We start from the raw sequence: 13,177 nt of genomic DNA, 5'->3' as shown, positions 1-13,177 counted from the left end.
TCGTTTCAGTAGATTGACGTGCTAATTATTAAGTGACTTATCACTTCCTAATTACTCCCGCTTGTCTTGCTGAGGTGCGTATTATAGACGCTTTAATCTGAGTGTCAAGAAGTTATTTAGCTAACTTCATTTCAAGCGGTAAACCACTCCCACAAAGCCGCTCTTCTGTTCCGACTGGGACGCATTATACGCAGATTAAAGGCTCGGTCAAGCTTAGTCTAAGATTTAATTTGCCTTCCCCTAAGGATTCTCTTATTAGTTGATGCTTATCATGGGTTTAGAGTTTGGACTGGGGTTTTTGTGCTAGTCATATCATCTTTAAGATTAAAGTAGCGGTATTCAACAAGCCATTTTTACTAAGCTGTTTTCAGTTATAGAGTCTGCTGAGCTAAATCATGAGCTAAATATAGTTACTTGGTTTTTGTATCAACTAGCCGTGCGATTGTTTGGCTTTGGCTTGTCAGCATGATTTGTTTCTATTACTACTTACTATTGCTATGACTTGTTTATACGATCGGTCTATATAATTATAAGCAAGGAAGTCACTGGCTACTTACAGCTGTCGTAGTACGGTTATAGTAATAGGTGTCTATACTATAGATAGTAGCGTAGTCGCCCTGAGACCTAAACGCTTTTTAGTTTTTCTGAATTAGCTGGTGGCAAGTATAGATAGCTAGATAGTAGGTAAAGATTGTTTTCTGACTCTTTATAGATCTCATTGCACTTATATATTGCCACTCTGCATACATCCATTATTAACTTAAGGTCATATGCAAAGCCTCTATAGTTTATTAACCGGTTATAGATAAAGACGCAACCTAAGCGTAAGCTGTTGATAACTAAGTTACTAGTACCCATATATAGAAGCCGCTATTATTGGCTTAGTACTAATATTTTGCTTATATATAGGTAATTGATCGGCATTTAAGCTTTACAGCCTATAAAGATAAGCGCTTTGAGGTCAAAAAACAGCCTGCTAGCCCTTACTATCTAGTGTTTATAGACGGTTTTTGCTATAGTAGGCGCTTTTATGGCATTACTCTCCTACCCTGTCAGTTAACTGTATTTAAAGGACGGGTTGCTGCGCTTTATAATAGCTAAGCGGGTTACAGAAATGCTGATATCTCTTAATACGTCACAATAGGTGGCAATAACTATTGTAGTCTGACGGTCATATGATTGATGGTTGCAATCATCACTGCCAAAGGACTCAAAAAGGTGAATAGATTATGGTAGCGATTACTTTACCCGATGGTAGTGTAAAACAATTCGACGGCAGCACTACAGTTATGCAAATAGCTGAAAGTATTGGGCCAGGACTTGCTAAAGCCACAATAGCTGGACGTGTAGACGGACATTTAGTAGACGCTTCCGATCCTATCGTTGCTGATGCTAAGGTCGAAATCGTTACTGCAAAAGATGATGATGGGGTCGATATCATTCGTCACTCATGTGCGCATTTATTAGGCCATGCGGTCAAACAGCTCTATCCTGATGTAAAAATGGTAATCGGCCCAGTCATCGATGATGGTTTTTATTACGACATCTATAGTGAGACGCCTTTTACCCCTGAGCACATGGAAGCAATTGAAAAGCGCATGATGGAGCTGATCAAACAAGACTATGATGTGATCAAGAAAATAACGCCGCGCGCTGAAGTGATTAAGATATTCGAAGAACGTGGCGAAGACTATAAGCTTAAGCTGATCAATGATATGCCGGGCGAAGATGCCTTTGGTCTGTATCATCATCAAGAATATGTCGATATGTGCCTTGGCCCGCATGTGCCTAATACTCGCTTCTTAAAAGTATTTAAACTGACTAAAATGTCAGGCGCTTATTGGCGTGGCGATGCTAAAAACGAACAGCTACAACGTATTTATGGTACTGCATGGGCAGATAAAAAACAGCTAAAAGCCTATATTCAGCGTATCGAAGAAGCCGAAAAGCGTGACCATCGTAAAATTGGCAAAGCGTTAAATCTATTCCATATGCAAGAGCAAGCGCCAGGAATGGTGTTCTGGCATCCGAATGGTTGGACTATATATCAAGTGCTTGAGCAGTATATGCGCAAAGTGCAGCATGATAATGGCTACCAAGAGATTAAGACACCGCAAATCGTTGATCGTAGCTTGTGGGAACGCTCTGGGCATTGGGGTAACTATGCCACCAATATGTTTACGACCTCAAGTGAAAGCCGTGATTATGCGGTAAAACCGATGAACTGCCCTTGCCACGTGCAAGTGTTTAATCAAGGCTTAAAATCTTATCGTGACTTGCCACTACGTATGGCCGAATTCGGTTCTTGTCATCGTAACGAGCCGTCTGGCTCATTGCATGGCTTGATGCGCGTCCGTGGTTTTACTCAAGATGATGCGCATATATTCTGTACTCAAGCGCAGATTCAACAAGAAGTGGCTGATTTCATTCAGTTAACGCTCGATGTTTATGATGATTTTGGCTTTAAAGATATCATCATGAAGCTTTCTACTCGCCCTGAAAAACGAGTGGGTTCTGAGGAATCTTGGGATTTCGCCGAAAAAGCTTTAGCTGATGCTTTAGATAATTCAGGACTAGACTGGGATTATCTACCGGGCGAAGGCGCTTTTTATGGTCCGAAGATTGAATTCAGTCTTAAGGATTGCTTAGGTCGTGTTTGGCAGTGCGGTACTATTCAGGTCGATCCTAATATGCCTGAACGTTTAGATGCTGAATTTGTCAATGAGCAAAATGAGCGTGAAGTCCCTATTATGCTACATCGAGCTATTCTTGGCTCGTTCGAGCGCTTCATCGGTATGCTCATAGAACATTACGCCGGTTGGATGCCAGTATGGCTGGCTCCGCAACAAGTGGTAGTTATGAATATCACTGATAAACAGGCTGATGCTTGTACAAATGTAGTCAATGAGCTGAAAAATGCAGGTTTGCGAGCCATTAGTGACTTGCGTAACGAAAAGATTGGATTTAAGATACGAGAGAAAACATTAGAACGTATCCCCTATATGTTAGTATTGGGAGATAAAGAAGTCGAATCAGGTAGCGTTAACGTGCGTACCCGCGAGGGTGAAAACCTAGGCGTAATGACTATCTCAGAATTTATTACCTTAGTAAATGCAGCTGTCAGTGATAAAGGCCGACAGACCCCAAAAACAGATCAGGAGTAATACCTATTAAACAGTCAAACCGTTTGAACATTAACGAAGATATCAGCGTCAAAGAAGTCCGTTTAGTTAAAGAAGATGGCGAACAAATGGGCGTAGTCGATATCGATACCGCAATGAAAGCGGCACGTGAAGACAATCTAGATTTGGTTGAATTAGTTCCTGATGCCAAGCCGCCAGTATGTAAGATCATGGATTATAAGCATTATCTCTATGATCAAAAGCAAAAGGCTAAAGAGGCTAAAAAGAACCAAAAGCAAACTCAGCTCAAAGAGATGAAGTTGCGTCCTAGTACTGAAGAGGCCGATTATCAGGTTAAACTGAAAAAAATCGTTAGCTTTTTAGAAGATCAGGATAAAGTTAAAATCAGTATCCGCTTCCGTGGTCGTGAAATGGCTCATCAAGAGATTGGTCGTAAGCAACTTGATCGCATTATCGAAGATACTGCTGAAATCTCGAATGTCGAACAATATCCTAAGATGGAAGGTCGTCAGATGGGTATGCTATTAGGTCCTACTAAGAAAAGGTAAGTCCGTAGCTTAGGGTTAGCTTGCATTACGATTTTATAAATAACTTGATTTTAGTTATCGTTTTTGACCATCAATATGCTGCGGGATATTGATGGTTTTTTGCTATTGGCATATTGAATTACTGCTAACGCTAGTCTAAGCACTTAAAGCCTAGCTTAGATAATAGCTAGATATGTGATAGTAGCGCCTAGTAGGTCTTAGTACAATATAGAAGGTTAGTTTACAAAATCAATCTTCTCAGTCCTTTGATTACACGGTAATCTAAAGCTAGATTTACTGGCTATAGCCTAATAACATTTATTGGTTATAACCTGCTGCTGCTGTTATAAATATATAAAATAGCGCTAATAATAAAGCCTGTACTCAAACTTTAAATAAAAATATTTTTCATATTAAATATTAAAGGAACATTTATGCAAGAGTTGACCCCACCGGAAAACGCCCCTACTCCTATTATATCTTTGACACCACCTGCTGCCGTAAAAGAAGTGCAAAAAAGCGAAGCAGATCAAATGGTCACGTTGGATGCGAGTCAACTACCTGAACTAGATGCCAAGGTCGACGCTTTTGTCAATCATGTGCTGACTAATTCGGTGCATAGTGATGAATTTAAACAAAACGTCCAGTCTATACATAATTTAGGTTCTAAAGAGATTCGTGAGTCCTCGCAAATCTCTAACCGTATGTTAGAGCTACCGGCTAAGAGTCTCAATGACAGCTTGTTCGATAACTCACCTATCGCTAAATCGTTGACGGAACTGCGTGGTATCGTAGAAGATCTAGACCCTAGTAAAAAGCAGCTAACTAGCTCACGCAAACTGTTTGGTTTGATTCCTTTTGGCAATAAAGTACAAGACTATTTTCGCCAGTATGAGTCAGCACAGTCACACATTAATGCGGTAGTGACTAGCCTTTATAATGGTAAAGATGAGCTGCTCAAAGATAATGCCATGATTGAGCAAGAAAAAGTCAATATGTGGGAATTGATGCAGTCTATCCGCCAGTATGTTTATGTTGGCAAAAAAATCGATGAGCAGTTAGAGCAAAAAGTTTATACCATTGAAGCTACTGATCCTGAAAAAGCTCGTATCATCAAAGAAGAGATGCTGTTCTATGTGCGTCAGAAGAACACTGACTTTTTGACCCAGTTGGCGGTTAACATTCAAGGATATTTGGCTTTAGACACTATTCGCCGTAACAACTTAGAGCTTATTAAGGGTGTGGATCGGGCTACGACTACTACTGTTTCAGCCTTACGTACTGCGGTGATCGTTGCGCAAGCGATGACCAATCAAAAGCTAGTACTAGATCAAATTACTGCCTTGAACAAAACGACTAGCAGCTTGATTGAATCAACTTCTGAGATGCTTAAGCGTCAATCAGGTGAGATCCATGAGCAAGCAACTAGTAGCACTATTGAGCTTGATAAATTGCAAAACGCCTTCAATAATGTCTATGAGACTATGGATATGATCAGCACTTATAAGTTAGAAGCGCTGGAGAATATGAAGCAGACGGTAAATACTTTAACTAGTGAAGTTGATAAAGCGCAAAAGTATTTAGACAAGTCGAACGAGACTACTGTGCTTGAAGTTTCTAGAGAAATAGACACTAAAAAGATAGTAGATAATTCTGGTGCTAACTCTATCGATATCTAACAGGTAAAACATCGACAGCAAATGGCTCGCTTAACCCGATAATGGTTAACGGCTATTTGCGCCAGATAAGATAATTGACTCAAGATATTGCAACCTCGTTCGTGTTAAGATAGCCCCTATTAATAATTTTAAAAACAGATACGGTACTTTATGAGTTGGAATGATCCAAACGCCTCAAGTGAGGCACAAAAATACGACAACCCTATTCCTAGTCGCGAGCTAATACTGAGCACGATTACTGAAAAGGGTGAAGCCACCCATCAACAGTTGGCTAAAGCATTCAACATTGATGATCCTGATCAGTTTGATGCTTTAGGAAATCGTTTAAAAGCGATGGCACGTGATGGTCAAGTGAATCGCGAAGGGCGTCCTTATCGCTTTCGCACGGTCACTCAACAAGACGTTGTTACTGGTACAGTCTCAGCACATGCCAAAGGCTTTGGCTTTGTATTGTTAACTGATATGCCTGATTTGTTCTTGCATGAAAAACAAATGCGCTGGGTATTCAACGGCGATAAAGTCGAGGCAGTAGGTACTTCAACGGATAATCGCGGTCGTACTGAAGGTCGTATCGTTGATGTCGTTGAACGTCAGCAAAATCAATTCATCGGTACTTTAGCCAAAGACGAAGATGGTTATTGTGTTGAGCTTGGTAGCCCGAACAATCACCAGCCGATTACGGTCACTGAAGATAACGTACAAGCATTAGAAGTGAAGCTTGGCTATCCAGTAAAAGTAGACATCATCGATTGGCCGAACCAGCATGAATTTGCTACTGGTAAAATTACTGAAGTGCTAAGTGATGACAATGATCGCGAATTAATCATTGAGACTACCTTACTTAATTATGATATCCCTTCTGAGTTTAATGAAGCGACTCTTAAGCAAGCTAATGACTATAAAGAGCCGACTGAAAAAGACATTAAAGGGCGCACAGATTTACGTGATATCCCATTAATCACTATCGATGGTGAGGATGCACGAGATTTTGATGATGCCGTATTCGCTGAAAAGCGTGCTGGTGGCAACTATCGAGTATTAGTCGCTATCGCTGATGTCAGCAATTACGTAACGCCAAACTCGCCATTAGATATCGAAGCTTATCAGCGTGGTACTTCGGTGTACTTCCCACATCGGGTAATCCCAATGCTACCGGAAGTGCTATCAAACGGTCTTTGTTCATTGAATCCTAATGTTGATCGCTTGTGTATGGTCGCCGATATAAAAGTATCGCGTGCTGGTAAAGTGACTGGTTATGAGTTCTATCCTGCTGTAATGAATTCGCAAGCACGTTTGACTTATAATCAAGTCAATGACTACCTTGCTAATCCAAAAGACAGCACTATTCCTAAATCGTTAACTGATAATAAAGAAGTTAAAAAGTCAGTAGATACCTTACATCAGTTGTATGAGCTACTAGTGAAAAAACGTGAAGAACGCCATGCGATGGAGTTTGAAACGGTCGAAACTTATATCAAGTTTAACGAAACTGGCGGCATCGCTGCTATCTTGCCACGTACTCGTGGTGACGCGCATAAACTGATTGAAGAGTGTATGTTGCTCGCCAATACTTGTGCGGCAAACTTTGCCTTAGAGCATGAACTGCCAGTGTTATATCGTAACCATGATAAACCTGATAGCGAAAAATCTATGCGTATCCATGAGTACGCTAAGAACTTTGGTTTAAGCTTTCCAGAAGAGAGCCCAACTCAAGCAGATTATCAGCGTATTATTGAAGCTACCAAAGACCGCCCTGATGCTGTGAGTATTCATAGCATGCTACTGCGTTCAATGATGCAAGCCAATTATGCCCCTGATAATATCGGTCACTTCGGTTTAGCTTATGAAGAATATAGCCACTTTACTTCGCCTATTCGCCGTTATCCTGATCTAATGCTACATCGGGCGATCAAGGCAAAAGTGACTAATACTCCACAGCCAGTGATGGAATTTTCACTTGATGGTGCTGGTACTCAAACTTCAGATACTGAGCGCCGTGCTGAAAAAGCCTCTCGCTTCGTAGAGTCTTGGCTCAAATGTCACTACATGAAAGATCATGTCGGTGAAGAATTCGATGGTACTGTCACTACAGTCACTAGCTTTGGCTTGTTTGTGATGCTTGACGACTTATACATTGATGGCTTAGTGCATATCTCCAATGTTGGCGATGACTTCTTTGTTTATGATGAAAAACAGCAGCAACTTATCGGTAAAGATAAAGGCGGTTTGTTTGGACTTGGTGATTCAGTAAGAGTCAAAGTTGCTGGGGTCAATATGGATCTATTACAGATTGATTTTGATTTAACAGCTAAGCTGAAATCTAGTGAAATGAATCAAACCAAAAAAGACCAAACTAAGAAGAGCGCTCCTAAGAAAAGTAGCAGCCGCAGCAGTAGTAACAAGAAAAGCACTAACAAAAAAAGCTAGTACGCTGCACCTTTAGGCTATAAACAAAGGGGCTAACGTTATCGTTAGCCCCTTTTTATTGGCTCGCTGATTGCTGCTATCACTAGGCGCCTTCCACTTGCTCTAGACGCTATTACTCGAATTGCTGAGCTTGCTCACTATCTACACTAACATTATTAACAACTGCTGTAGAGTGCTCAGCTAGGGGTTGTGCGCCGATAGCAGCTCAGCTGTTAGTATTATTGCTGTTAGCCTGAGCATCATTAGCATCAAACTCCGTGTTTGACTCTGGGACTACAGCCGTCTAATGAGCAACTTGAGCGGTTTTATTTTTCTCATGTTTATTGACATTGATCATATTAAAACCGAGTAATAATAAAATAGTCGCCAAGGTAAAGACGATTAAATGTTTTCTTTGCATAGTTATTACCTCTAAGGTTTAAATGATGAATAATTCATATCAGTGATTTTTATAGTTAGCCTGCTGCTATAGCTACTCCTGCGGGCTGTTTTTATTTAGTAAGTCAGTTTCACCAGAATTATCGGCTATTTCTTGTTCGACTTTATCCATTAGTTTCTGATCAGGTCTAGCATCCAGCACTTCGTTACCCTCTAATCCTTGTAGAATTTGCTTAGCACGAGCTTTAGCCTGTCTTTTATCGACATTATCGACATTATCGACATTATCAATGTTATCAACGTTTTCATTTTTTATAATAGGGTGCAGTGGTTGAGCAGTGGTTGGTTGAACAATAAGGTCTGATGTGGGCGCATTACTACTATTGGTATTTTGTAGATGCTCGAGCGCTTTTTCTACTTTATGGGTAAAGCGTAATTTATAAATAGGTTCAGGTAAGCTAAAACCTGCGTTTTCTAGAGCATGTTTGGTTTCGCGAATAGCAATACTACGCGCTTTGGCAAAGTTAGTTTCAGTTTGATCGACCCATACTTGAAACTCTAGAAGGATATTGGAATCGCCAACATTAGCAATAACAGCAATAGCTTTTGGCTTCTCTAATACGAAGTCTAAAGTACATATCGCATCTAAGCCCACTTTTATCGCTGCTAATGGATCATCATTAGCATCGACACCCAGCTCAAAAGTAAAGCGCCGTTCGGGGTTTTTGGTATAGTTAAGGATAGTCGCTTTAAACACTTCAGCATTAGGAATACGCAACTGATTACCATCTAAGGTCATCAAAATAGTTGCCCGTGAGGTAAGACGCACCACGATACCTTCTTTGCTATTAATGACTATGTGATCACGGGCGCGAAAAGGTTGGCGAATACTGAGTAGCAATGAGGCAATGTAATTCTCTATACTATCTTTTACTGCAAAACCTACCGCAATGCCGATGACCCCTGCACCCCCTAGCAAGGTCCCTAATAAAGTCTCTGCTCCTACTAAACTCAATGCCAATATTAAGCCAAAGATAATAAAGATGACTTTGACGGTTTGTGATAATAGCTCAGCTATAAAAGGATTAGGAGTTAGACGTTGCCAAAATTTCTTACGATTAGATAACCAGCTACCGAACCAACTAACAATAGCAAATATCACTATACCAACCAATATTAGCGGCATAGCCTTGAGCAAGTTTCTAGTTTGGTTTCTTAGACTTTGATAGACAGTAGTGACATTATCTTGTACATCCAACGTACGAGTGATCTTGTCCTCAACAGTAACTACATCCGTCAAACGGTTGGTTAGATTGATCGCCTGTTGGGCTTTTTTCTCGTTTGCAGTTTCGCCAGCTAAGCTGACTACACCTTGCGTCACACTAACAGTAACTGCTTGCAAGCCTTCGATTTCAGAAAAAATACCGTCGATACGTTGACGGATATCTTGATCTTTTTGCGGGGTTGGGCTAGTTTCTATCTGCGCGTTGTTGGTGCTTTCACCACTGATAACGGGTGATGGCTTGACAGGCTCAGTAGCAGCGCCACTAGTCTTAGCGGCATCCGCTGCTGTAGCACTTGATGGACTTTGAGCAGTCAAAGAACCCTCGGGCAACCCTAAGGCGGTTGCCGTATCTGCTAGCACGCCATTAGATAGATTGACCGCATTATCAGTATTAGCAGCAGTAGCAGCATAGCTAGGTGAACGACTAATAACTAAGCCTAGCAGTAGTAACAAGCTGCATACTAGCAGTCTGCCAGCTGACCATTGGCTGGCTGGCAGTAATTTACGGGTGGCGACAAGGTCAACAGGGGCGGCCATAAACATCCTTGGTTAAGGGCCATTAAGGATGTTGAAACATAGCGGCTTAATGACTGGTTTCTTAGTGACTGGTTTATCAATGACTGGTTTACTGACTAGCTCGCTGTTACTTTACTTGAGGTCTAAATAGCGCTGTGCTGCGCCTAAATCCAGCGTGCCTTCATAGATAGCTCGACCAGTAATGATGCCTTCAATACAGTCACCATACGGCTTTAATAACTCGATATCTTTCATATTAGTAACACCCCCAGAAGCAATCACTGGAAGACCACCTTCGCGAGCTAAGTTGACTGTTTGTTCAACGTTGACGCCTTGCATCATGCCATCACGATTAATATCAGTATAGACGATAGAAGACACGCCGACATCCGCAAAACGTTTGGCAAGCTCTGTAGCTTTAGTATCAGTAACGTTGGCCCAACCGTGAGTAGCCACCATGCCATCTTTGGCATCGATACCTACGATGATATGTCCAGCAAACTCACGACAAGCTTCAGCGACAAAATCAGGATCTTCTACCGCTTTAGTACCAATAATAATATAAGTCAGACCAGCAACGATGTATTCTTCAATAGTACGCATAGTCCGCACACCACCACCGAGTTGAATAGGCAAGTTGGGAAAAGCTTTGGCTATGTCCTGAACTACTTGCTTATGTACTGGCACTCCATCAAATGCCCCATTCAAATCAACCAAATGCAAGCGGCGCGCACCCTCGAGCACCCAACGCTCAGCCATCGCTACTGGGTCATCAGAAAATACCGTATCATCTTCCATACGGCCTTGTTTTAGACGCACACATTTTCCATCTTTAAGATCAATAGCGGGAATAATTACTGGCACAGCACACATAGAGCATTCCTTATAAGGGCATTATATTGATAAAAATAAAAGCAATAAGAGCAAAAATAGAACAATCAGCGCAAGTATTAAAAACCCCTGATTTATGTAAAAAATTTAGCAACTTCTAACTCATGAACTCAATTAGCTATTGCAATTAGCAGTAAAATAAGCATGAATAAAATATCTATATATTAGTATAATTAATCAATAGTTTAACATTCATAACTATAAGTTTGAACCATTAACAGACACCCTAATATTAGCTAAATTGGGTGACTGACTGGCAATTTTAGGTTAATTTAGCGTATAATCCTAGGTAAATTTGTATATGTTTCTATATGGGAAACACTAGGTATTATTAAGTCACTGCTAAGGTATTAGTGATTTAGCTAAGTGTTATAGGTAGAAATAGATGAAATAGGTAGGATAAGACTTATATCCACGTTATATAGTGCGATTAACAATACAAGATTAATGCTATCTTGAGTCACCATCTTATCAAGTGGCTTGAATTAGGTCTATCAATGAATAGCCTTTGTAGATGCTACTATCTTATGTAAATCGTCAGGCAGTCTTAAGTAAATATTTTTGTAAGCTATTTACTGTTCTGCTATTGATAGCCATCTATTGCTAAACAATTCTATATTTCCCTAACTCACTCAAATTGATATTACAGATTTTAATACAAGGTATGCTAAAACGTCCTATTGCTTAAACAGACTAGTTTGTTAGTTTATTTAGGACGGATAGCTTTAGTATGCACCCTGGTAGCCGGTCGCCACCTGGTAGTTCGAATAAGATATTAACGTGTTGTTAAGGAGTCTAAGGTCAGCGTTGATCCTCTTATTTAGTAGTAATGCCCTAGTGTCGCTGTTAAGACATTCACTTCCTGCCCTAGCAAAAATGCAGAGGATTGAATGCTTTTAGTGATATTGAAGCAAATCCTACCGATATACCATACAGGACGTCTGGTATCGTTTTAGACTATGGACTAAGTTTTCGCTTATGATTACCATCAAAAAAGGTTTGGATTTGCCTATCACCGGTGAACCCTCCCGCGAGATATCCGAGCACAGACCCGCACATGTGGCACTCATTGGTTACGATTATGTGGGTATGAAGCCCACCATGAACGTCAAAGAAGGCGACATTGTAGCCAAAGGCCAACCAGTTTTTGAAGATAAAAAACGGGTTGGTGTCATCTATACTGCTCCTGCTGCTGGCAAAGTTATTGCCATCAATCGCGGTGAGCGTCGTGTGTTTGAGAGTCTGGTTATTGCAGTCGACCCTAACGGTGAAGAAGTAGAATTTCAGCGTTATGACTCCCAGCAACTTGCTGATCTTGACTCCGAAGCAGTTGAGACTCAACTACTAGCCTCTGGCGAATGGACAGCGTTTCGTACGCGTCCCTATAGCCGCGCTCCTGAAATAGGTGCTCGTCCGCATGCTATTTTTGTCACTGCCATGGATACCAATCCATTAGCTTACGACCCGATGCTGCTAATCAATGAACAAACGCAAGCATTTAATGACGGTTTAGCAGTGCTATCAACTCTAAGCCCTAAGACTTTTGTCTGTCATCATGGTGACGCCCATCTAACACCATTAGCACATAGTGCTGCTAATAACGTTACTGAGTATCATAGTTTTGCGGGTAAGCATCCAGCAGGTCTAGCTGGCACTCACATTCACTTTTTGCATCCACTAAGTCGTGGCGTCAGTGTCTGGACTATAGGCTATCAAGACGTCATTGCTATCGGCAAACTATTTACTACCGGTCGTCTCTATACTCGTCGCTTACTTAGTTTGGCAGGTCCTGCAGTCAAGGAGCCGCATCTAGTAGCAACTGAACGTGGTGCTGATATTACTGGATTGACTAAAGGTAAATTACTAGCTGGTGATAATCGCATCATCTCCGGCTCAGTATTATCTGGTCGCAAACTATTTAGTAATGTCGCTTACTTAGGTCGTTATCACGATCAAGTCAGTGTTTTGTCTGAAGGTCATGAGCGTCCAGCGTTCCACTTTTTCAGCCCAGGTAAAAACCGTTTTTCCAAGCTACCAATCTATATTTCGCAGTTCTTTGGTAGTAAGAAATACAACTTTACTACTTCGACTAATGGTTCACCACGGGCAATGGTACCTATCGGCGTCTATGAAGAAATCATGCCACAAGACTATTTGCCTACGCAGTTACTACGTGCGTTAATTATTGAAGACATTATTACTGCGGTTGATCTGGGTGTGCTTGAGCTGGATGAAGAAGATCTAGCTTTATGTACCTTTGTATCTCCTGGCAAATATGAATACAGCGATATTTTGCGTGATAATTTGACACGCATTGAGCTGGAGGGCTAA

At 41.1% G+C, this 13,177-nt stretch carries 7 protein-coding genes; 5 read left to right on the top strand and 2 right to left on the bottom strand.

Going from position 1 to position 13,177, the window contains the following annotated elements; translation table 11 throughout:
- The first annotated feature begins 1,229 nt into the window (after positions 1–1,229).
- The 4 genes from thrS (at position 1,230) to rnr (ending at position 7,776) form a co-directional block, all read left to right on the top strand.
- Positions 1,230–3,164 carry a threonine--tRNA ligase gene (thrS, locus tag JMY09_RS12995; RefSeq protein ID WP_201624201.1) on the top strand — a complete coding sequence of 645 codons (1,935 nt, stop codon included), beginning with the start codon at positions 1,230–1,232 and terminating at the stop codon, positions 3,162–3,164.
- A gap of 23 nt (positions 3,165–3,187) precedes the next feature.
- Positions 3,188–3,691 carry a translation initiation factor IF-3 gene (infC, locus tag JMY09_RS12990; RefSeq protein ID WP_201624200.1) on the top strand — a complete coding sequence of 168 codons (504 nt, stop codon included), beginning with the start codon at positions 3,188–3,190 and terminating at the stop codon, positions 3,689–3,691.
- Positions 3,692–4,104: 413 nt separating this feature from the next.
- Positions 4,105–5,349 carry a toxic anion resistance protein gene (locus JMY09_RS12985; RefSeq protein ID WP_201624198.1) on the top strand — a complete coding sequence of 415 codons (1,245 nt, stop codon included), beginning with the start codon at positions 4,105–4,107 and terminating at the stop codon, positions 5,347–5,349.
- A gap of 150 nt (positions 5,350–5,499) precedes the next feature.
- Positions 5,500–7,776, top strand: coding sequence for a ribonuclease R (rnr, locus tag JMY09_RS12980; protein ID WP_201624196.1), 2,277 nt, complete (start codon positions 5,500–5,502; stop codon positions 7,774–7,776).
- A 472-nt stretch (positions 7,777–8,248) separates the two neighbouring features.
- On the opposite strand, the gene JMY09_RS12975 is transcribed toward rnr, so the two are convergent.
- Positions 8,249–9,976, bottom strand: coding sequence for a mechanosensitive ion channel domain-containing protein (locus tag JMY09_RS12975; RefSeq protein WP_201624194.1), 1,728 nt, complete (start codon positions 9,974–9,976; stop codon positions 8,249–8,251).
- 111 nt (positions 9,977–10,087) lie between these two features.
- The gene (gene hisA / locus JMY09_RS12970; protein ID WP_201624193.1) at positions 10,088–10,828 is read right to left on the bottom strand and encodes a 1-(5-phosphoribosyl)-5-[(5-phosphoribosylamino)methylideneamino]imidazole-4-carboxamide isomerase; all 741 of its coding nucleotides are present in this window, start codon (positions 10,826–10,828) and stop codon (positions 10,088–10,090) included.
- A gap of 996 nt (positions 10,829–11,824) precedes the next feature.
- Between hisA and JMY09_RS12965 the strand changes: the two genes are divergently transcribed.
- A complete protein-coding gene (locus tag JMY09_RS12965) occupies positions 11,825–13,177 on the top strand; it encodes a Na(+)-translocating NADH-quinone reductase subunit A (RefSeq protein WP_201624191.1) in 1,353 nt (450 codons plus the stop codon).

It is taken from the genome of Psychrobacter urativorans, from assembly GCF_904846695.1.
GTDB classification, from domain to species: Bacteria; Pseudomonadota; Gammaproteobacteria; order Pseudomonadales; family Moraxellaceae; genus Psychrobacter; species Psychrobacter urativorans.
This window is presented reverse-complemented; position numbering and strand designations above follow the sequence as displayed.